This window comes from Paenibacillus sp. PCH8, from assembly GCF_002968835.1.
Lineage (GTDB): Bacteria > Bacillota > Bacilli > Paenibacillales > Paenibacillaceae > Paenibacillus.
This window is the reverse complement of the sequence record NZ_PKQK01000001.1, coordinates 2,205,512-2,227,056: the sequence shown is the minus strand read 5'-3', so window position 1 is coordinate 2,227,056 and position 21,545 is coordinate 2,205,512. Positions and strand designations below refer to the sequence as shown.

19 protein-coding genes and 1 riboswitch are annotated in these 21,545 nt (G+C 45.1%); of the genes, 10 read left to right on the top strand and 9 right to left on the bottom strand.

The features are described 5' to 3' along the window. The first annotated feature begins 63 nt into the window (after positions 1-63). The 3 genes from C0Q44_RS09555 (at position 64) to C0Q44_RS09545 (ending at position 2,782) form a co-directional block, all read left to right on the top strand. Positions 64-1,068, top strand: a complete 1,005-nt coding sequence (locus tag C0Q44_RS09555; protein WP_105407020.1) for a Gfo/Idh/MocA family protein — start codon at positions 64-66, stop codon at positions 1,066-1,068. A 20-nt stretch (positions 1,069-1,088) separates the two neighbouring features. Then, on the top strand, positions 1,089-2,036 hold the full coding sequence (locus C0Q44_RS09550) for an aldo/keto reductase (RefSeq protein WP_105407019.1): 948 nt from the start codon (positions 1,089-1,091) through the stop codon (positions 2,034-2,036). Between the two features lie 263 nt (positions 2,037-2,299). Beyond that, on the top strand, positions 2,300-2,782 hold the full coding sequence (locus tag C0Q44_RS09545; RefSeq protein WP_105407018.1) for a hypothetical protein: 483 nt from the start codon (positions 2,300-2,302) through the stop codon (positions 2,780-2,782). A gap of 180 nt (positions 2,783-2,962) precedes the next feature. On the opposite strand, the gene C0Q44_RS09540 is transcribed toward C0Q44_RS09545, so the two are convergent. Together C0Q44_RS09540 and C0Q44_RS09535 are read right to left on the bottom strand one after the other, a co-directional pair. Continuing rightward, positions 2,963-3,982, bottom strand: coding sequence for a Gfo/Idh/MocA family protein (locus C0Q44_RS09540; RefSeq protein WP_105407017.1), 1,020 nt, complete (start codon positions 3,980-3,982; stop codon positions 2,963-2,965). A 56-nt stretch (positions 3,983-4,038) separates the two neighbouring features. Beyond that, positions 4,039-4,815 (bottom strand): sugar phosphate isomerase/epimerase family protein, encoded by a 777-nt coding sequence (locus C0Q44_RS09535; protein ID WP_105407016.1) that lies wholly within the window; start codon positions 4,813-4,815, stop codon positions 4,039-4,041. Between the two features lie 217 nt (positions 4,816-5,032). Between C0Q44_RS09535 and C0Q44_RS09530 the strand changes: the two genes are divergently transcribed. From C0Q44_RS09530 to C0Q44_RS09510, 5 genes are all read left to right on the top strand, one after another. Continuing rightward, positions 5,033-5,863: a helix-turn-helix domain-containing protein gene (locus C0Q44_RS09530; protein ID WP_105407015.1), complete on the top strand. Its 831-nt coding sequence runs from the start codon at positions 5,033-5,035 to the stop codon at positions 5,861-5,863. A 271-nt stretch (positions 5,864-6,134) separates the two neighbouring features. Further along, the gene (locus tag C0Q44_RS09525; RefSeq protein WP_258166225.1) at positions 6,135-6,482 is read left to right on the top strand and encodes a response regulator; all 348 of its coding nucleotides are present in this window, start codon (positions 6,135-6,137) and stop codon (positions 6,480-6,482) included. Positions 6,483-6,878: 396 nt separating this feature from the next. Then, the gene (locus C0Q44_RS09520) at positions 6,879-7,229 is read left to right on the top strand and encodes an FtsX-like permease family protein (protein WP_105407014.1); all 351 of its coding nucleotides are present in this window, start codon (positions 6,879-6,881) and stop codon (positions 7,227-7,229) included. A gap of 209 nt (positions 7,230-7,438) precedes the next feature. After that, the gene (locus tag C0Q44_RS09515) at positions 7,439-8,650 is read left to right on the top strand and encodes a hypothetical protein (protein WP_105407013.1); all 1,212 of its coding nucleotides are present in this window, start codon (positions 7,439-7,441) and stop codon (positions 8,648-8,650) included. Between the two features lie 30 nt (positions 8,651-8,680). Next, entirely contained in the window at positions 8,681-9,853 is a 1,173-nt protein-coding gene (locus C0Q44_RS09510; protein WP_105407012.1) for a PQQ-binding-like beta-propeller repeat protein, read from the top strand. 157 nt (positions 9,854-10,010) lie between these two features. Here the strand turns inward: C0Q44_RS09510 and mmuM are convergent, their stop codons facing one another. The 7 genes from mmuM to C0Q44_RS09475 all read right to left on the bottom strand — a co-directional run bounded on the left by mmuM (position 10,011) and on the right by C0Q44_RS09475 (position 19,629). Next, complete coding sequence (mmuM, locus tag C0Q44_RS09505) at positions 10,011-11,081, bottom strand: homocysteine S-methyltransferase (RefSeq protein ID WP_105407011.1); 1,071 nt, start codon at positions 11,079-11,081, stop codon at positions 10,011-10,013. Continuing rightward, entirely contained in the window at positions 11,059-12,471 is a 1,413-nt protein-coding gene (gene mmuP / locus C0Q44_RS09500) for an S-methylmethionine permease (protein WP_105407010.1), read from the bottom strand. Before mmuP ends, mmuM begins: the two co-directional genes overlap by 23 nt. 92 nt (positions 12,472-12,563) lie before the next feature. Next, positions 12,564-12,665, bottom strand: a riboswitch (SAM riboswitch). A gap of 74 nt (positions 12,666-12,739) precedes the next feature. Then, positions 12,740-13,942, bottom strand: coding sequence for a Ger(x)C family spore germination protein (locus C0Q44_RS09495; protein WP_105407009.1), 1,203 nt, complete (start codon positions 13,940-13,942; stop codon positions 12,740-12,742). After that, positions 13,939-15,039, bottom strand: a complete 1,101-nt coding sequence (locus tag C0Q44_RS09490) for a GerAB/ArcD/ProY family transporter (RefSeq protein ID WP_105407008.1) — start codon at positions 15,037-15,039, stop codon at positions 13,939-13,941. Before C0Q44_RS09490 ends, C0Q44_RS09495 begins: the two co-directional genes overlap by 4 nt. A gap of 38 nt (positions 15,040-15,077) precedes the next feature. Further along, positions 15,078-16,790, bottom strand: coding sequence for a spore germination protein (locus tag C0Q44_RS09485; RefSeq protein ID WP_105407007.1), 1,713 nt, complete (start codon positions 16,788-16,790; stop codon positions 15,078-15,080). A gap of 263 nt (positions 16,791-17,053) precedes the next feature. Further along, positions 17,054-17,974, bottom strand: coding sequence for a methyl-accepting chemotaxis protein (locus C0Q44_RS09480; RefSeq protein ID WP_258166224.1), 921 nt, complete (start codon positions 17,972-17,974; stop codon positions 17,054-17,056). Between the two features lie 485 nt (positions 17,975-18,459). Further along, positions 18,460-19,629, bottom strand: coding sequence for an MFS transporter (locus C0Q44_RS09475; RefSeq protein WP_105407005.1), 1,170 nt, complete (start codon positions 19,627-19,629; stop codon positions 18,460-18,462). A gap of 182 nt (positions 19,630-19,811) precedes the next feature. On the opposite strand from C0Q44_RS09475, the gene C0Q44_RS09470 reads away from it, so the two are divergent. Together C0Q44_RS09470 and C0Q44_RS09465 are read left to right on the top strand one after the other, a co-directional pair. Further along, positions 19,812-20,672 carry a LysR family transcriptional regulator gene (locus C0Q44_RS09470; RefSeq protein WP_258166223.1) on the top strand — a complete coding sequence of 287 codons (861 nt, stop codon included), beginning with the start codon at positions 19,812-19,814 and terminating at the stop codon, positions 20,670-20,672. A 28-nt stretch (positions 20,673-20,700) separates the two neighbouring features. Then, the gene (locus tag C0Q44_RS09465; protein WP_105407003.1) at positions 20,701-21,375 is read left to right on the top strand and encodes a VOC family protein; all 675 of its coding nucleotides are present in this window, start codon (positions 20,701-20,703) and stop codon (positions 21,373-21,375) included. Positions 21,376-21,545: the final 170 nt, after the last annotated feature.

Here is a 21,545-nt window from a genome sequence, read left to right as displayed (position 1 = left end):
TTTAATTCATCGATCTATTCTTTATAATCACAATATACATTCATGCACAGGAGGAAACAACATATGAATTCAGTTCGAAAGTTGCGTTGGGGCATTCTTGGTAGCGCTAGCATTGCTGTGGAATCCGTAATCCCAGGCTTGCAGCAATCCGAGTTAAACGAAGTAACTGCAATTGCCAGCCGAGAAGAAGATAAAGCCAAACAGACCGCCGAGCAACTCGGCATTGACAAGGCTTATGGCAGTTATGAAGCTCTGCTCGCGGATGACTCTATTGATGCTGTCTATATCCCACTGCCGAATCACCTTCATCGGGACTGGACGATCCGTGCTGCCCAAGCAGGTAAACATATTTTGTGCGAGAAACCACTGGCTCTGACAGAACAGGAAGCTCAGGAGATGGTGCAGGCCTGCGCGGATGCAGGTGTACATCTGGCTGAAGCATTCATGTATCGCCATCACCCGCGTTATGAACAGATCAAGGAAATGATCGCCAGCGGCGAGATTGGTGAAATCCGCAGCATTCACAGTACCTTCTCATTCAACAATTCCGGTTCATCCGGTAACGTCCGCTTCCGTAAGGAATGGGGCGGCGGGGCGCTCTATGATATCGGCTGTTATTCCATTAGTGCAGCACGTCTCCTGCTTGGTCAGGAGCCAAGTGCCGTCACCGTCATCGGCATGTTCTCCCCGGAACATGATCAGGTCGATATGATGGCTTCCGGATTGCTTGAATTCGATAATCACGTCGGCGTAACGTTTGACAGCAGTATGTGGGCTGCCTTCCGCAACACGCTGGAGGTACTGGGATCGGATGGCATTATTGAGGTGCCCTCTGCCTTTATCGGTCGTCAAGACAACAGCTCCAACTTCTATGTAACGGCTGGCGGTGAACGCAGGGAGATTGAGGTTCCGCAAGTCAACCACTACTCCCTTCAGGGCGATGATATGGCGCGCGCAGTACTTCAGGGTAAAGATCTGCGTTTCGCCCCTTCCGATGCCGTAGCCAATATGAAAGTGCTCGAAGCATGCCTTCGTTCAGCTGAAGAACGTACACGGATTACACTATAAGTGAGAGGATGAACTGAGTTATGGAATATATTGATATTGCGGGTGCAGGTAAACGCGTCTCCAGATTGATTAAAGGAACCGATTATTTCGTACATGATGCGTATGAGAAAGCAGCAACGAACATGGATGCCTTTCTGTCGATTGGCGGTAACACCGTAGATACAGCACATATTTATTGTGGTGGACAGAGTGAAGAAGTCCTTGGCCGTTATATGAAAGAACGCGGTAACCGTGATCAGATTGTCATCCTCACCAAAGGTGCTCATCATGATCAGAATGGACCACGTGTGAACGCTGATGCCATCCGCAGTGACTTGCTGGAAAGCCTGGAGCGTCTTCAGACAGATCATGTAGAGATGTATGCCCTGCACCGGGATGATCCCAATACCCCTGTCAGTGTTATTCTTGAAGCACTGAACGAACACATTGAATCTGGCAAAATCGGAGCCATCGGTGCTTCCAACTGGACTTGGCAGCGCCTAGAGGAAGCCAATGCTTACGCTGCGGCGAATGGTCTGAAGGGCTTCACCTTCAGCAGTCCGAATCTCAGTCTCGCCAAAGCAAACGAGCCTTTCTGGGAAGGTTGTGTCTCAGCAGATGCGGAGACGCTCGCATGGCATGAACAAACCAAGCTGCCATTGCTGTCCTGGTCCTCTCAGGCGCGTGGTTTCTTCACTGGACGATTCACACCAGAAGTTCGCGATAACGCCGATCTGGTTCGTGTCTTTTACAGTGACGGCAATTGGGAACGGTTACGTCGGGCTGGACAGCTGGCTGAATCGAAGAACACTACAGCGATCCAGATTGCGCTCGCTTATGTACTGAATCAGGCATTTCCAACCTGCGCGTTGATCGGCGCCCAGAATCAGGTTGAACTACTCTCCTGTGACGAGGGCTCGCGCATCACGCTAACCCGCGAAGAACTGGATTGGCTGGATCTGGGTAGTGAAGTGAAACCTTTCGTTTAGGCCTCATGTCTAGCACTGGAAGACTGGCTTGGTTCTACTGAAATATATTCACATCGATAACAGGTAAGGGACTGGTTTCTCCGCATCTTAGCGGAGTGGTCAGTCCTTTTCTAGGTGACATCGAACCTTTTAACCACTCCAACTATCACATCATAGAAGCTACAATTAAAGATCATATACATACACATTTTATGGAATTTTTTTACACTAAAAATAAAATATATGGTATTATTGGTAATAAATAAAAAAGAAAAGAGGCCATTATGAAAAAAACCATTATCCTAGCAGTTACGCTTTTCATGCTCCTGCTCTCTGTTGCCCCTTCAACGTTTGCTGCTGGAGATCGTCTAACGACGCGCGAAACCTTTAACATTGCCGTAAGTCCGCTTGTATCCAACAATCTTGCGTATGCCTTGTATTTTACTCCGAGTGGAGACATTCAACTGCGAAACGTTCGCTCACACAAAATTTTATGGAACACCAAAACCAAAAATCTGAACATATTCCAGTTTAGAATTGATCAATATAGTGGCAAACTCACTCTAACGGATATTAAAAACACTCCCTATTGGACGTCAGATAATAAAGCATGGGCAACGGCATGGTATGGACAAGGTAATGAACCCGAAAATCTCAAAGGTGACCTTCTACTCGTTCAAGAGGATGGAAACCTGGTCCTTTATAACACCATAAATCTGGATAGAGGTTGGTATCCTGTCTGGGCTTCCAATACAACCGGACAATAAGATCGTATCTTTAGAGCCACACTAGGATGTGGTTCTTTTTGATTTGGAAAGATAATACCCACATAAATGTTCATTTTAGCCACAATGAAAAGGAGCTGATTCCTGGAATATGAACAGGATTCAGCCCCTTATTGCACATTATCGATATCATGGATATAGCATGCTATATCATCATCACGATTACAGTTTAACGATCTGACCTGTCTTCTCAGATTCGAATGCTGCGAGAATGACTTGCAGGGAACGCAAGCCCTCTTCGCCCGAAATCACTGGAGGTGTTTGAGTCACAATGGACTCTACAAAGGCGTCAATTACACCACTCGGCACTTGTTTCTCATTGGTAGCCATAGCACCCACTTTGTACGTCTCTACCGTACCGTTGGTCAGCTCAACGATAACTTCATCGCCTTCCACCGTTCCGATCTTCATGACACCCTTCTCACACCACAGAACTGTACTGTTATCTCCAGCTCTATATTGCGTCCAGCTCGCTACCAGCGTACCAATCGCTCCACTCTTCATGCGCAGCAAGCACGTCGCATTATCGTCCACTTTCGTGTTTTCCTTATGCAGTGTGCTGATGAAACCAGCCACTTCAGATACTTCATCATCCAGCAAGTAACGGATGAAATCCGATTTATGTACGCCCAAGTCGCCCATGGCGCCCATAATAGCTTCTTCTTTGCGGAAGAACCAGCTCTCCGCTCCGTCTACACTCCATCCTTCTGGACCCGGGTGACCAAAGGAAGTACGGAAATTCAGCACTCTGCCCAGTTTGCCAGAGTCGAGAATTTCTTTGGCTTTCACGTGTGGAGGCATCAGGCGTTGGTTGTGTCCAACCATCAGATACACACCGTTCTTCTTGGCGGCTTCGATCATTTGCTCGCCTTCTTCGGTAGATACAGCCATTGGTTTCTCAACCAATACATGCTTACCAGCATTGGCAGCAGCAATAGCCATTGGGGCATGCAGATAGTTCGGTGTGCACACACTTACAGCATCCACCGTTTCGTTTGCAAGCAATTCTTCGTAACTGGAGTAAGCTTTACCACCGTAAGTTTCAGCCATCTTCTCCGCACGCTCCACAATCGGATCGGCAAAAGCGACAAGTTCTACGTTCTCATTGGCAGCGTACTCTGGAATATGTCTGCGCTCGGCAATGGCTCCACAGCCGAATACAGCAACTTTAATTTTACTCATGTACATAAGTCTCCTTTGACAAATAGATTAGCATTTTGCATGGTTCGATGAAGCTCTTAGAACTGGTTCAAGTAGTTTTCTTTCAGCCAGTTGTAGCTGTTGGATACGCTCTCAAGCGGTGGATTCTGACATACGTCCTGTTCCACGATCAGCCATTCCACGCCTGCATTCGTAGCCTCTTCTATAACAGCTGGCAGGTCAACCGAACCTTGTCCAAGTTCCAGTGTTTTCATCTGGCCCTGTTCGTCTTTGCTGAAGTCTTTCAGATGAAGTAGCGGCAAGCGGCCCGCATATTTATTAATATACTCGATCGGATTTTGTCCCGCAAATTGTACCCAACATACGTCCATTTCCACTTTTACCGCTTCCGGCGTCGTTTGAGCGAACATGGCATCAAAGGCATTCGCACCGCCAACCTGACCATGGAATTCAAAATCATGGTTATGGTATCCGAAGATCAGACCTTGCTTCGCTGCTTCAGCTCCATATTGCTGTAATTCATCAAACAGCTTGGTCCATCCTTCTGCATTCTCAGGACGATCTTCAGGCATCAAATAAGGGCAAATGATATATTGTGCACCAATGGTTTTCAGGTAGTCAATTTGTTTTTGCAAGTCTTCGCGCATCGCATGTAAAGAAACGTGGCTGCTGAAACCTTTCAGCCCAAGTTCGTCTAGTAGCGCTTTCATTTCTTCTGCTGGAATGTCACCATACCCGGCAAATTCCACGCCTTCATATCCAAGGGCCGCTACTTTACGTAACGTTCCACGAAAATCTGCTGCAGTTTCATCACGGAGTGTAAACAATTGCAAACCAATATTAAGTTTTTTCATGACGGATACACCTCTGCTCTCAAATTTGCTTTCATTGCTCTATCTGGTTTCATCCTAACGCAAAACAGGCTAGAATGAACATATACAATATCGTCAGAACATGAACTATCTGATCAAATTTTATTTCCATCCTTTTGCATCTATTGAATGTACATCATTTTAACTGAAGATATTTACACTTGATGCAACAGGATCGATATATTGGGGGATTTCATCTTTGGATACGTTAGAGACATCTGTGCTGATCTGTGACTACTCATACCACTATAAGGCGTTCACTCATAATATGAAGGGCGAGCTACAAACCTATCTGTTCCGCCTGCAGACCGAAGGCTCGTGCAAAGTATATGTACAGGAGGAAGAATTCAGGATGACCAGTGGGGATTTGCTGCTGCTCAAGCCTGGCGACGACTATCATCTAGTTGTCGATGAACCGCACAAGGAAGGACGCTTGTCCAGTGGGGATTATTATCTGTTCTGCGAAGGCAGCTGGATTGAGCACTGGTGGAAACGTCAACAGCGGTCTACCGTAAGCCGTATCGGGTTAGATGATAAACTGATCAGTCTATGGCGCAATATGTTGCTGGAGAAGCGACGTGGCCCTTTGGAGGAAAATGCAGAGCTGAAGGATGCGTTACTACGCGGCTTATGTCTATATATCGACCGGGCAATCAAGGAGAATATTCAAACAGATCGTGCGGTCTCTTCCGCCCTGAAATTGAAACGCTTCATTGAAGAGCACGCCACCGTGACGTTTAAACTTGAGGAAGCGGCCCGTTATGCAGGGCTTAGCCTGTCGCGCGCGGTTCGTTTATTCAAAGAGCATTATAATCAGACCATGATTCAATATGCCATTGAAATTCGTCTGAATGCGGCACTGGAACGCATGAAATACAGTGAGATGACACTGGAGCATATTGCCGAATCCTGCGGTTTTGCAAGCTATTCCTATTTTCACCGGGTATTTCGGACACACTTCGGTGTATCTCCGGCGGAGTACCTCAAATCCAGACAGCATGAACCTATTGATGATCTGGAACATGTATGACGTGCAGTATCAGAAACCCATGACCTTCAACAGGTTCATGGGTTATTTTGATACGTTGAACTATGATCAGCTATGAGTACGACTGGACGTCAGAACGTTTTTCACAAGAATGAAGTTCATTTCAATTTTTTCATATGACTCCTGCAGAACAAGACTGTACAATTATAGAGACAGTCATTTTACAAATTCATACATATTCACTCAATTCACAACTATCATACTGGAGCGATACATATGCTAACCCACCAGCGCAAAGTCCTCATCATCGAGGATGAACCAGATCATTTCGCGCATCCTGCGAGATTATCTGACCAAAAACCAATATGAAGCCGTCGTCGCAGCCACTGGACAAGATGAGCTTCAGATCATCGAGCTTATTCAACCGGACTACATCATTCTGGACATTATGCTTCCGGTCATGGATGGGATTGAGGTATGCCGCGAGATTCGTAGGCGGAACAACATTCCCAATGTGTTAATCGCTATCGACCCTATTCGGATTGAACAAGTGATTTCCAACCATGTCGTTAAGGCCCTCAAGCATACAACTCCGGGAGACACGATACGTATAGACATAGAGCTGGAATCCGGGCAGAGCAAAGCTGCAAAACGTGCTTGAAGAAGATTCCCGTATCCAAAATGTAGGATGGCAAGGAAACATTACCGGAGTTATTCCCTCAGATGTTTCCTCCCGCAATATAGCTAGTCAGTCTACTAGCCTTTATCTAGGCGTGTTGGATGGAAGCTATAAGGTTTCCGGCGGTGTCCGGAAGAATCACCGTTCAAGCGGTTCGAAGTGTAAATCCAAGTTACGCTGACGTAGATGTTGCATTTATTAATGTCATCGATCCTTCACAAGCAGGGGCAATTGCACAGCCCAGCTAAATGAGCGTTTCAAATACTCTACATCCATTGTCACGCAAAAAACGCTGCTGGATTCCGTTTATACAGAAGCAGCAAACATTCTCATATATCCCATGCCCTGATCGGTCTTCTATTCATCATAGTTACGTTTATGATCATCTTCAGTACCTGCCGGATCAGCATTCGCAAAGAAAACAAGACGTACGGCATCTACAAATCGATGGGTATGACATCTGGCAGTATTCGGTGCTCTATTACACTTGGAGTCGTATTGTTATCCCTGATCGGTTCGATGATTGGCGTTATTGCCGGCGTGTACCTTCTTCCGTTGTTGCTTGAAAAGGTGCTCTCGGGATATGGTATTGTACAAATCCCGTTGGTTCTGAATTGGTGGGGGATTATACTTTTCTCTTCTCTAAGTATCCTTGCAGCAGCTTTTGGCTCCTGGAGATCATCCAAGATCATTCGTCAGGCATCGCCGCGCATTCTTGTCATTGAATAACGTGTATAAGAAAATCATTAAAACACATGACAATATATTTCAACAAAACTCTAAATCCGACACAGAAATAGTCCTATATACCTAGCAACGATAGATATGATAGACTTAATGGCATACTATGGTAAATGAGTTAATTTCTTTTTACAACAAAATGAAACGGTAGGTCAAGATTAAGTTTAACCTCGATCTTTATTAAGGAGTTGTTTATTTTGAAATGGTTTTGTATTCGATTTTGTTTGTTGATCAGCATCCTGAGTCTAGGATTGTTGTCAGTAGACAAACCCTCAGCGTCGGCTAAAGCCAAGGCCGTGCCGCAACTTGAATGGGCCAAACAAGTCGATTCTGGCAAATGGGGAGATGGATTTACTCCGCATTACTTCAGACTGGATTCGTCCGGCAACCTAAACATTCTGGTGAGAAAGGTTGTGAACGAGGATCTCACATACGTGGAGAACATTAGTGGTGAAACCGGGGACATTCGATGGTCCAAGCCAGAATTCGACTATTGGTTATCTGAAGACGCATATATGTATACTCGTACACCTGCAGAAACTGAAGAAGATTATGACTATGAAAGAAGATTTGATGATATTATTACGGTCTCGGATCTGACAACTGGTAAACCGATATGGTCCTCAAAAAACCCTTATTTTCGTGAAGGTCGGTCTTCAGGTTTCAACAAAAGTGGAACAGCTTATTCTTTCACTTATCACAAAAACAAATATGCAACCCTTTATTATTATGACTCAAAGGGAAATCGAAGTAAAAAGCTTATTCTCCCCTACATGCAGTACTACACAGTAGAAGGCAATTTTATTTTAGGTCAACCGGGCAACAAAAGTCCGTATACTCACGTTTTTGATCTTTCTACAGGGAAGAAACTAACGGTGCTGACCAATGAAACAACCTTGCCCTACGGGAATAGGGTTACGGACGATGGAACCCTAATAACCCGGAAGTTTATCAATAACCGTGAACTTGAGTTGAGGGCGTACTCGCCTACGGGAGCTTTGAAATGGAAGTATGATTTTTCCTTTAAAAAGGGGCCTCCCGAGATATTTATCATCCATGATCGTGTGCTGTATCTGGAACAAACCGCAGGCAATATCATGCTTATGAATTCCGATGGAAAATTCATTACAGGAGTCAATGAAACTCCCTTCTACATGCAAGGTGAGCCAAATAGCCCTCTGAAAATGGCCATCGATTTACAGAGTTTTATGTACATCCAATACACGGAACAGGGAATAGAACTCGTGATTAGAGATTCAAATAATCTGAGAGAACTCTATCGGGTGTCGCAGAACGATTGGAACGATGTAAGGTTTAATCGAGATGAATTGTTCCTCAACAAGCAAAATGAACTATTTTTCATACCTTCCGACGGGCAGACGATAAGAAAGTATCAGTTACTTCAATAATCCATAGAACATTACATAAGGAGTCTACCAATGAGTTTAAAACGAATCAACTATTGGCTTATAGCCAGCCTATGCATCTTCCTTGCGATCCCATCCGAGCCAGCTCTGGCTAAAGATCTGCTGCAATTCCAATGGGGGTATGATATTACCAACGGCGGACAGAGTGCAACAAGCTCATATTCAATGAAGAGTGTTACGAACGCCATGGGGAATGAAAGTCTGCTCGTAACTAAAGCAGGCAAGAATAATGATTATTATATCGACAGTGTGGATGCCAAAACAGGGGAGCTACTTTGGTCGATTCCAACGGACAACGAGTACACGCTATCCGATGATGGATATATGTTTATTTTCCACGATAATCAAGTCAGTGCCAAGCATATAGCCACAGGTGAAATCCGTTGGACAGCCCCTTTACCGGGGCCACCAGAAGATTTTTTGAGATACTACGGGCCTGAGTCAGCCTATCCAAGAGAAAATGGAAGTTTGTATGTGATTGCGGACTCTGATGATTTAAAGAGCAGTACACTCTACTATTACGATACCAACGGAAATTTAAGCCGAAATTTCAAGGTTCCATATTTAATTAAACAGATTACAGGAAATGTGATCATCGGCAAAAAATTTAGTGATCATCCCGATTTCTACATGAGCAGCCTGACCACAGGAAAAAAAATAAAAACGATTGCTGGCGGAAAAGGGTATAACCAGATTCTGGGTCTATCCGATGATACATTGTTGCATTATAGTATTTACAAAAAAATTGTGACGCTAAAAGCATACAACAGTTCGGGGAAAATTAAATGGACAAAAGAACTTCCTTATATTGATTATTCAACAGAAATTGTTGCATTGAAGGATCGTTTTTTGTTTGTGGATGCTAAAAATAAACGAATTAAGTTATATTCATCTACGGGTAAGTTAATCACTGAGAAGGCATATCTGCCGATAACAACCACCTATAACAGCTATTGGATGTCTCTTCATATAGCAGTTGATGGTACAAGTTTTATGTTTACAGCTAAAAAGAATGGCAATGACGAACTAGTTATTATGGACACAAGCAACCTGAACGTTTTGTACACTTACAAAAATGGCGAATTTGATCTTAATGATGAACATCTATTTCTCAATAACACAACGGGTCTGTACATCCTAAGCGACGAAGGTCGTACTTTAGTTAGCACTCAGTTAATTAAATAGCCTTATCTAAAGCATAAGAAGAGAAATTTCCTAACGTTGATGTTAACGCTAAATCACACTGAAAAAGCCCTCACTAATCCAGTAATGGATCGTGAGGGCTTCTTCATATGTGGTTGTATCTCTAGCTTTTCGGGGGTGCAACTCTACATCAAGTCTTTTAACTCCGCCACTTCTTGGCAAGTTCACCGATCTGATGTGGCGTAGTGCGGCAACAGCCGCCAATAATCTGCGCACCCGCAGCAATCCAGGCTTCCGATGCGTCCCTCATACTACCACAGGTCCCCTGTCCGCTCCACGTCTTCGTCACAGCATCATATGTCTCACCTGAGTTGGGATAAACAATGACAGGTTTGTCGCTGGCACGGCGTAAAATAATCACAGCTTCCGTCACCACTTCCATCGGAGCACAGTTCAGGCCAATCGCCGCAACCTGCGGCTCGGAGCCAAACGTCTGTGCACATACCTCAAGAGGTGTGCCCTCGCTGATGCTTGTCCCATCTTTTAAAGAAAAAGATAGCCAAGCATACGCATGAGGAAACTCCTTCAGTAGATTAACCAGCACTTGTGCTTCCTGCAACGAAGGAATCGTCTCAAACGCCAGAATATCAGCACCAGCTTCAAGCAAAGCGGCCATACGCGGACGGTGAAATGCGGACAGCGTCTCATCCGATACCCCGTAATGTCCCACATACTCCGAACCATCCGCCAGATAGGCGCCATATGGCCCAACGGACCCGACAATAATTGGACGTGGACGAAGAAGACAATCTCCTTCGCGATCCCCTGTACGATCTGCCCTATGCTCCTCGTTCTCCACGGCCTCGACACGTACCGAAGGAACTTCTACAGACTGACCCTTTAAACCTTCACTCCCTACTACACCGCTCTGCACTTCTGCCCACACCTCATCTCTCGCCTGTGCAGCCAGCTCCACTGTCTTACGGATCAGCTCAAGCGCTGCCTGTTCATCGATTCCTCGCTTGCTGAAGCCATCCACCGTCGCCTGATAACTGGATGTAATCGCACAGTCAGCTCCTGCTCGGAAATAATCCGCATGGACCTGCACGATAACATCAGGATTCTCAAGCAACACACGAGCCGACCAGAGTGGATCATCCAGATCACATCCATGCTGTTCAAGTTCGGTCGCCAGTGCTCCGTCCAGAATCATAACCGGATATTTACGCAGGATCTCTTCTATGGGGTTAGTCTGTTGTATTTGCATCATGGACTTGTCCTCTTTTCTTATTCACACGTTCTGTCAGATAATAAGCTGCGTAACACACTGCGATAAATGGAATCCCGCAATACAAGGCAATGCGTTGTGTCGGGTCAAAGGCAATACCTATGCATGAAGCCAGACATAATATGAACGAAATAATCGGTACCGCTGGATACAGCGGTGTGCGGTAGACCAGATCTTTGACCGCATGACCCTCACGGATATACTGTCTACGGAACATGTATTGGGAAGCGCTGATGCTCATCCATACCGCAACAACGGCAAGACCTGAGATGGAGACCAGTGTAATATACACCGTACCTGGTGCGATGACACTGGACAGCAAAGCCAGCGCGCCACCAACCATACTGATCAGAAGTGCATTCAGCGGCACCCCGCGTTTGGTCAATTTGGCGAACCAAGGTGAGACTGTCTTTTTATCCGCCAAAGACCAGAGCATCCGCGACGACGCATACAGACCTGAATTGGCAGCCGATAGAATAGCCGTCAGAATAACAAAGTTCATAATATCCGCCGCATACGGAACTCCAATTCGCTCCATCACGGCAACGAATGGACTTTCCAGTACACTCGCATCCGACATCGGCAGCAGCGCAGACAAGATCACAATCGTACCGATAAAGAAAATAATTAAACGCCACAAGGTGGTATGGATCGCTTTCGGAATCGTCTTTTCCGGATTTTCGGTCTCTCCAGCGGCAATCCCGATTAACTCGGTACCCGAAAAGGCAAAGTTTACAGCAAGCATAGTCATCAATATCGCCGTAGCCCCGTGCGGAAACCATCCAGAAGCTGTAATATTCGATAGAAACGGAGCCGGTTCAGAACTCGCCATAGGAATCATCCCGAACATGGCTGCACCACCGATAATAATGAAGATTACAATGGTAACTACTTTCACAGATGAGAACCAGAACTCGGATTCCGCAAAAAATTTCACTGTTAATGCATTGAACAGGAAGATCATCAGTGCAAACAGCGCACTCCATATCCATACGTTCACCGATGGGAACCAGCGTTGCATCAGCAGTCCAGCGGCTGTGAATTCAGAACCGAGCGCAACCGTCCAGGTTAACCAGTACAGCCATGCGACGGTGTAACCTGTGGCTGGTCCAATATACTTGGCTGCGTAGCTATGAAATGCGCCCGTCTCTGGCATATGTACTGACAGTTCCCCAAGACAGAGCATGACCAGATATACGACAATTGCTCCGATCAGATAGGACAGAATGGTCCCCAGTGGTCCTGCCTGCTGAATCGTGTAACCCGAGCTTAGAAATAATCCTGTTCCGATAACTCCACCCAAAGAGAGCATGATTACATGCCGTGCCTGCATTTTCCGCTGAAAGTGTCCTTTGTCATTGTTGTTCTCCATACCTGCTGCTCCCCTACTTCATCATCCAGAAAAAACAAAAAAGGCGCACTCTTCCTGAAGAGTGTGCCGTTACTGACAAATAAAAACAAACGCTCCTATCTATCAGGCTTTCACCCGCTGGAATTAGCACAGTATCCTTCAGATCTGTTGCTGAGGTTTCTAAGGGCCAGTCCCTCCACCTCTCTGGATAAGAAAATGATTTTTTATAAATATAGCGATCTATTATAAATGTGTCAACATTTAAATATTAATTCAATATTATTCTACGCTACTCGGTTGAAGAACCCGGATTGGTGATGTTAATCTTTACTTCATACGTAATGGGCACGGTGCTAAAGATGTGATCCCAATCATCTTTGACCTTCTTCCACGTTTTTGGATATTGGATACGCAAGCTATCCCGGAAATCAGCAACGTCTACTTTATACGTATGCTGAAGCTTGTACAGTACTTGACTAATCTGTTGTTCAGCCATGTCCGAAAATTCCTTTTCCAGTTCCCTCAGGTAAGCACCCTTCTCCTCTTCTTCGGGAGCACGCCAATCCTCCATCAGCCAGCCTTGCGACTCGCTCTTCACATGGAATGAGATATCACTGCCAACCACCTTAGCGATGATTTTAGTTTTTTTCTTTTTAATCTCATATAGAACGGTGAAACCTTCTTTGTTATGAGTCTTCACAACACCGCCCCGATTTTTAGTCATGAGCCAAGATAGTCCTTCCAGATCTGTTTGAGTAAGCTCCCCGAGAAATTTGGTTGTTTTCCCCTCAAAAATGCTACCTCCAGAGAACTTGTCTTCTCCGTTGAAATTCAGCACATTCTGAAGCAGGAAGCTGGAACCAGATTGCATCTGTGCATCTAATTTGGTGAGCAAGACCGGCTCCAGAATCTTGTTGGACAAGTACGCATTGTTCGTGATTCCTGTGAGATAAAAAGCTGGAATTCGGGATGGATCTTCTGAAGTCAGTACATCTGCCGCGCGATGATGACTAATCAGCACCAGACAATTGGGACGAATGTCGTTATCCCTAAGTACAAAATCAAGTAATTGATTCAGTCCATATTTTTTGGCAATATCTTTAGAGACGACGATGACCTTTAGATGATGTCCGATGAGTGGACGATCTCGTCTTAATGCGAATTGACGAAAGATCTGGAGTAATGAATCTCCGGTAAGCTGTTCATTGGAATAGGAGGTTTTGCCGGAAGAGGGTGAACCTGATTGTCCGCTTTTTTGGCTACTGGAATAACCGGGAGCAATCTGCACCGTTGCAGTCAAAATATTCCGCTTCCTGTAATCCCCTCCCTGTTCGGCGATGTTCTTCTCAAATTCCGTCTCTTTGCCGACATCTATACCTAGACCAACATATAGACTCAGATCCTCGATCTCCCGGCTGCTCCAGCATCCAGACATCAACAATAGAACGGACAAGGCAGAGATTACACGCAAAAGCACACCAGTTCGAATCATGCATGTTTGCCTCCTTTTTTGCGAATCAGACTCATTAGTAGCAACACCAGAGGCAGAATGGCAAATAAAAGCACGGATGTATTGCCCAACAGATCGCCCAGCGCGAAGGTCTCGTCTACGTTTTTGGGCATCAAAGCCGTTACATATATGACTGGAAGCAGAGCGTACATAATGACCTGGATCTTTTTGGAACGAAACAAATCCCGAATGCCCACCGAAGCACAATAGTGAGTGATCGTGTAGCTCGAAAAAATCTGCATGATCCATATGGCTAATAGTAAAGATTCAAAACGCTCAAAAATTAAACCTTGAATCTCAAAACTTCTCACCAAATCCAACGTTGGCCAGGTTCTTGTTTTAATTCCATCCAGGGACAAACTACCTACAACCATCACGACTGTAATCAGGTAAATCATCGTGGAGATGGATATGCCCCAGCTCATTGCTTTATTGCTTTTCTTCGGATTTTTCATATAGGCAGTCATGATAAACATTACCTCGTATCCCGTGTACGCCAGAAGTGAAGGCTTCAATCCTTTAAGCACGGGCGAGATTCCCTCACCAAGTAACGGCCTCAGATTGCCGATCTCGAATAGCTGATTACTAAGCAGAATTTCAATCACAAAGATAACCAGCGTAATTGGCAAAATGATTTCGAACACGCGCACAATGACGGCAAGTCCGCCTGAAAGCATATATATCCCGATCCACATGAAGACCATTACAATCGCCCAAGTTGGCGTACGTTCGAGCAGATACATTCCCGTTACATCGGCCATTACTCTAATTTCAAATGCAGCAATTACCGTAAAATATATGATCATGGCGAATCCCAGTATGTACGCAATCCAGCTCCCCGTAATCTCACGGGTGAACTGAAAGACTGTTTTCCCTGGAAATCTCCGACACAGGGTAACCAGAATGATACCAACACCCGTGATGGCTAGTCCGGAGAGAATAATGGAAATCCAGACATCCGGCGTTCCGACAGCTTTGCTCGTTGTCCGAGGGAGAGTCAATATCCCAGCGCCAAGCATGTTATTGACAATAACTACGACAGCCTGCGTAGTGGTTATCTTTTTGGGGGAGCTGCCCATTTCATTTTCACCTCAGAGGTCATGATTTATTTATTTATTTATTTTTTCCGATCCTGATCTACCGGATTTGTCATCTCAGGGCGCCTTCTCATCATATTGAGCGGAGCGCGAATGACGAAATCCTTCCAATCACTCATATGGTATGGAACAGCCGGCGAAACATAAGGTACTCCAAAACTTGAGAGCCTCGCCAGATGAGTACACACGAGCAGAAAGAACATAACCACACCATACAATCCAAGTACAGCTGCACTAAACATGGCGGCAAATCTCAGAATCCGCAGCGTTAACCCTGCACTATAGACAGGAATCGTAAAGGAGGATATGGCCGTAACCGCAACAACAATGACAAGAAATTGGCTTATAATTCCTGCTTGTACCGCAGCTTGACCGATAATCAAACCTCCCACGATCCCCATTGCTGGCCCAATCGGCTTAGGCAAACGTATTCCCGCCTCCCTCAGAATCTCAATGGAGAGTTCCATGATCAACACTTCAATGATCGAAGGGAACGGTACTCCAGTTCGGGTTTCAATAATCGTCAATACCAGTTTGGTTGGGATAAGCCCGGGATGGAACGAGATAAATGAGATATAGAGCGCAGGAGCAAGCAGTGCCAGCATAGCTGACATAAAGCGCAACATACGCAAAAAGGTTCCGGGAATCCAGCGTTCATAATAGTCTTCGGGAGATTGGAGCAACATGCTGAAGGTCACCGGCACAACCAATACAAATGGCGTTCCATCCAATAAAATGGCCACCCGGCCTTCCAGCAAGGCAGCAATGACCCGGTCAGGTCTTTCCGTATTCAATATCTGTTGGAAAGGACTCAATGTACTATCTTCGATGAGCTGTTCTACATAACCAGACTCGAGCATGATATCCATATCCATCTCTTCAATTCGCTTGCGAACTTCCGCCACCAGATTGGGATCGGCAATATCCTGAATATACGCAATCGCCAAATCTTTTTTGATCCGTGAACCCACTTCATACTTCTGAATAAACAGGCTCTGATCACTTCCGTAACGACGTAAAATGCCGGTATTATCACTTAACTCTTCGGTAAAACCAATACGAGGACCGCGGAGCAAACCTTCTGACAGGGGTTCATCGATGCCGCGCGATTTCCCCTTGGAAGTTCCAATTAACATCGCACCTGGCATACCGTCCACCAACAGTGCATTTTTACCAAGCAGAACACCCAGTGCGAGTTCTTGAAGGGATTGAGTCTCCTGAATCTGGCTAACAGGAAGCAGCTGATCCTTTAGATATGAAGCTAGCAAGTGTGCGTTGTCTGGATGAACGAAACCTTCCTGCTTCAGCTCAGGTACACCTTCTAACATCAATGGTGTAATCAGGTGGTCATCAATTAAGTCCAGATCCACCAGACCTTCGGTGTACATGACGGCAGCACGCGTATTCGTACCCCTGATGATAAATTCTCGAATATGCACGTCTGCATTCTGACCAAAACTCTCTCTAACACTAATTAGATCAGTACTGTATTTACCGGTTAATTTAATATTGGCATAGTGTCCTGTCTCGGTACCTGTACCCAGACCCGCAGCTGCTGGCGAGATATCCCTTGAAGATATGGACGAATTCTTGGAACGAGAGAAGCTGCCACGCTTGATGGATGCATTAATCCAGCGCATGGTCAAGGTAATGCCAATCGGAATGAGCAGAACTAACAATGCCTGAATCCATATGGACCGTTCCGGCACGTAGGATACAATTGTTGACCACATGTTCCCACCCCAACATTTCTCTGCAAGACGAAGCTGCAGGTATTCCCAAGTATTGTGTCCCCGTTTGTACACAATAATTCCCGTTTTTTAACCGACCTGCTCGAAGAGAGGCTTACCCTCCCAATGCTTACATCGTATATTCTGTAAACAGCAAAAAACGGTTCCTGTATAAGGAACCGCTTCATATTAATCCGTCACAATACAGAGTAACCAGCAGATAACGGACATGTCACATAGTTATCCTGCAATCTATCCATCATATATTATACGATTTTGGTCACTTGCTCCGCTTTGGCATCAAGCAAATGAGCAGATGCAGCAATTGCCGTAAAGTCATTCAAAGCGATCTCAATACGCTTTTGGCTCTGCTCAACATATTCCTCTACCTTTTGTGTACCGCCTGTGATATTGCCAATCTCCTTGGTAATTCCAGTAACGCTATCACGAATCTGGTTAATCGAATTTTCCACCATCGAGGAAAGTTTTTTTACTTCCTTGGCCACAATATCAAATCCGCGTCCGAATTCCCCCGCATGCGCAGCTTCAATCGCAGCATTTAATGCTAGCAACTGTGTCTGTGATGAAATCTCGCGTATTGTTCGTACTACTCCTTGAATGGACCCGGCCTGTTCCTGCAGATGAGTCAACGTCGCCCGGTTTGAAGCCGATACTTCTGAGATATATGCGATACTCGACATTAACTCCTGGCTCCGTCCAATGCCTACATCTGCTTGCTCGTTCAGTTCATGAGACATTATTTTCAGCTCGTTGACCACAGCCGAGATATTGTTCTGACGATTGGTAATGTTGGTAGCTATTTTGGAAACGCCCAGTATTTTCTGATTTGTCTCATCGTATACCGGCATATACGTTGCCTCAAGCCACACCGAGTTGCCTTTTGCATCCTTGCGCTCAACCTTATCCTGAACGCTTATTCCACTGAATATGCTCTTCCAAAATGCTGTATAATCCGAACTGTTCACGAATTCGCCGAAGCATAATTGTTGATGCTGCATGCCATACATATCTTCTCGTTTATAGCCCATTGTTGAGGCAAATACATCATTCACATACGTTACTCTGCGATCCATATCAAATCTGATGATGGCCAGACTTTTTTCCATAGCTTTGATAACCATCGTATCCGTCACAACATCTTTATTCCCCATATCTACTATAGACACTTGGTAGCCCCCACTTTTCCCCATAATAATAAACGCTTACGGTCTAACACTCAAACAAAGGTTCGTATAATATGTATCTTTGCTAAATCAGATCACTATATTATTGATACCCCAATTTAGGACTTTTGGATCACTCATTTGCCTGTATTCTCAAATTATTTATCTTCAGATCGAATAAAATCGAACGTTCATTCATCATTGGTTGATCATACAATAGCATTGCGCTTGATACCAATACTTTAATTCGCTTATGCACGTTGAATTCCATACTAATTCTGATGCTATTCAATACTGGGAGGCCAGTGTACATCGAATGGAGAGCAAACAGATTGACGCCATGAACTGATGTTAGACGCGCTGGCTCCTACGTTACCTGAACCACCTTGTATATATAGAAAGAAAGCATCTAAATAAAGAAGAGTACACGGATATCCATGCCTCTTCTTTATTAGATGCTTTTACGTTAGCCAGGAGTCATTCATACATCATACGGCTCTTGAACTTTTTTTATTACCTATAACGAACTGAACGATAATTTGCAGCACGATAATTATAGCCAGACCATAGAAGGCTTGAACGAAACTACCTGTTGAATCGTGGAGCCACCCTATCGCTAGTGGTCCTAGTGCTCCGAGAATGTAACCACCGGATTGGGTCATCGCTGACCAGGCACTGGCTTCCTGTGCATTATGTGTCTCATCAATCGGCAGCATCAACGCGATCGGGAATAGTCCTCCAGCGCCAATACCGAGCGGGATCGCCGCAAGCCACGGGTTAACGGACAGATTAAGCATCAAGACACCCACCAATTCCATTAAAGCACATCCAACAAGCCAGAACACTCTTCTTTGATAGCGGTGTACGAGCATTGGAATCAATAACGTAGACGGTAGTGAAACTAATGTGAATAACGTTTGGATGCTGCCTGCTGTCTCTTTGCTATATCCCTGACTCTGAATCGCTGGTGCAAGCCAAGCCGTCAACGAATAGAAGATTGCTGCCATCAGTCCGAAGAATAGCGTCAGCACCCATGCACGCATGTTCTTTACCGGGAGCGGTTCAGATCCCATAGCCGAGATGTTGCCAGATTGTCGATCAGTTCGCGCAGACCGGGCTAATCTCAGCCAGATCGGCAATGCAATGGTTGCGAGTAATGCCCACACGGCCAAAGACCCTCTCCACGATCCACCCAGAGCATGCTGGAGTGGAACCGATAGACCTACACTAATGCTGGCCCCCATCACCATCGCTGTAGAGTAGATACCCACCATGGCTGCAACCCGGTTAGGAAAATACTGTTTAATGAAGCTCGACAACAGTGGCCCGGCCATTGCAATCCCTACACCGGATAGGAAAGAAGTGAACATCATCAACGGCGTTGCACCCACGAACAATCGTAAGCCTGTACCTACCCCAATGAGGATTAGCGCCACAGCAATTGCACCCTCGTTCCCCCATCTCCTACTTAATTTTACGGAGAATGGAGCAAATATACCCATGCACAGTACGGGAAGTGTGGTTAACAGACTCGCGGTAATCCCGCTTATACCCAAATCATTCTGTATCGTGCTCATCAGAGGAGAAATGGATGTAATAGGTGGTCGTAAATTCAGTGAAGCCAAGATAAGCGCCAAGACAATATAGAAAAGTTTCATTATCAATCACCTCATGGTAGTAATATCGTTACATACACCATTATCCTATCGGTTAATATCCGATCCTTAGGTGGTGCAAGATTAAGTATAGATTTTATATAATGATTGATCAATACTATTGTTTCTATTAAAATGATTACTAAAACCAATGATTAGAGGTGATATGGATGGAGATCCGTCAGATGGAAAACTTCATTGCTGTGTGCGAAGAGCTTCATTTTACAAGAGCAGCTGAGAAACTTGGCATATCTCAACCTACATTAAGCCAACAAATACGTGCATTGGAGGACGAGCTCGGTGTTCCCTTATTTGACCGTGTCGGTAAGAAGATTCTAATAACTCAGGCAGGAACGCTGTTTTTGGAGCACTGTGTGCAGATGATTCGTCATTTACATAATACCCAGGATGCCTTAGCGGAATTCCGCAATGATCAGCGGGGAAAGTTGGTCATTGGGGTTCTACCTTCCGATCTGGACTATCGGATCACACCTTTGCTCGTGGATTTTCATGCCCGATTCCCCAAGGTGCAATTGAAGGTTGTCTCTTCGATCTATGTTGTCAATCAAGTGCTTGATAATGAAGTAGACATTGGCATCGAGATTACATCTGCCCCTGATGATCGACTTGTGCGCACGCCTCTGTGCAGTGAAGAATATGTACTTGTCGTTTCCGAGAAGCATGAGTGGGCTGAACGAAGTGCAATAGGAATTCAGGAACTGCGTGATATCCAGACGGTGATGTTCCCCGAAGGATTTACCGGAAGAGAATTGGTTGACGACTATTGCCGGAAATATGGATTTAGCTTGAATACCATCATGGAGACCAGTTCGGCAACCTCCATCATTAGTCTGGTCAAAGCCAACGTCGGAGGAACTGTACTGCCTTATCCTCTGATCCAAGCAATGAATGAGCCTACCCTGCGCAGCATCCGAATTACGGACGATCCGCCGTACCGTCACTTTGAGATCATACACCGGTCCGACCGTTATCTGACGCAGTCAGCCAAAGCATTTATTGAGAAAACGATCGAGTATTTTAATTAAAGCTGAGTTTAGAAGGAGAGCTATTGAAATGAAAATAAGAGAAGTTGGTTTGTTGACATATGAAATGGAGGCCTTAAAAGAGTTTTACGGTACAATACTGGGGATGGATCTTGTAGAGGAAAGTAAAATATCCGTCTCATTCTGCGCAGGAGAATCAATTCTTTCTTTTAAGAAGGCTCCAGAGCAAGAGAAGCCGTTCTATCATGTGGCCTTTACAATTCCCACGAATAAACTTGCTGAAGCTAAAAAGTGGTCCCAAGACCGTAACATTCCGTTACTCTCCAAGGATGGACAAGATGAATTCTATTTCCCCTACTGGAATGCCACGGCCATTTATTTCTATGATCCCAGCGGCAACTTGATGGAATTCATCGCTCACCATTCAATCGATAATGCAGTCGATGAAGCTTTCCATGTGAAGCATCTGCTCTGCATTAGTGAAATCGGCCTACCCGTTGATGATGTGCCTGAGACCATGAGCATATTGAACAAGCATTATCAACTTGAACCATTTGCCGGAGACGGAAAGCAATTTTCTCCCACGGGTGACGCTGAAGGCATGTTTATTGTAATTGATAGACAGATGCCTTGGTTCCCTGACGGTCGCATGCCCGGCGTATTTGCCACAGAAGTAACGGTTGAAACTGTTAAGACCGGCAGTCTACGTATACAGGATGGTCTCTATTCGCTTGTTTCGATTTGATGTAAGAACGTACTGAATGAAAACCACAAGTAGGACGTAGCCGGAGTATATTTCTTATCATTAATACTTTCCAAAACCATCCTCACACGAGATTCAGTTAAATCTTCTAAAACAAAAGCATTGTCCTCTTCTAGTGTATATAGATGAATTATTGGTTCATAACCAAAAGG